The sequence below is a fragment of the Haemophilus sp. C1 genome (genome assembly GCF_001276515.1).
Lineage (GTDB): Bacteria > Pseudomonadota > Gammaproteobacteria > Enterobacterales > Pasteurellaceae > Haemophilus.
This window is the reverse complement of sequence record NZ_LDVZ01000072.1, coordinates 1-692: the sequence shown is the minus strand read 5'-3', so window position 1 is coordinate 692 and position 692 is coordinate 1. Positions and strand designations below refer to the sequence as shown.

At 41.8% G+C, this 692-nt stretch carries 2 protein-coding genes; both read left to right on the top strand.

Annotated elements, in window-relative coordinates:
• The first annotated feature begins 57 nt into the window (after positions 1-57).
• Positions 58-411, top strand: a complete 354-nt coding sequence (locus tag ABW51_RS09580) for a helix-turn-helix domain-containing protein (RefSeq protein ID WP_053466553.1) — start codon at positions 58-60, stop codon at positions 409-411.
• Positions 396-692 (top strand): IS3 family transposase (locus tag ABW51_RS10605; protein WP_156262567.1); only part of this gene is annotated, 297 nt, incomplete at its 3' end. The genes ABW51_RS09580 and ABW51_RS10605, both read left to right, overlap by 16 nt.

Here is a 692-nt window from a genome sequence, read left to right as displayed (position 1 = left end):
TGATCTGCACCCCAAAAGTTGGACTCAACAAACCAACAATTGAGGTGCAGATTTTTTATGGGTAAACACTACACAATCGAATTTAAATTACAGGTTATTCAACCTATTTTGAATGGGAAAATGAGTATTAGAGAAACCGCGCGTTTTTATAATATTCCTTCCAACGCCTTAGTCGGGACGTGGTTGAAACGGTTTGAAAAAAGTGGCATAAAAGGACTGATTCCCCGCAAACCATCAGGACGACCACCGATGAAACCCAAATATGCAAAAATGCTACCGCCACCCAAAACTGAAGAAGCGCGTTTACGTTTGAGAATTTTACAGCTTGAAGCGGAGGTAGCCTACCTAAAGGAGTTGAGAAGGCTCAGAATTCAGGACGAAGTCGAGCAACGGAAATTATCCAAAAGTTAAGAACACGCTATCCGTTAAAATGGCTTTTAGGCTTTGCACAGTTAGCACGTAGTACGTTTTTTGCTAAACTTCAGATTAAACCAGATAAGGATGAGCAGCTGAAAAAGGCCATTAAACGCATCAAAGCTAATCATCCTGATTATGGCTATCGACGCGTTCATGCCTGTTTGCCAGGCGTAAATCATAAAAAAGTCCAACGTTTAATGCAGGCACTTGGGCTTCAAGTGCGGTCAAGAAAAAGCAAGAAATTTACCACCTATCGAGGCACGATAGGGGTGATT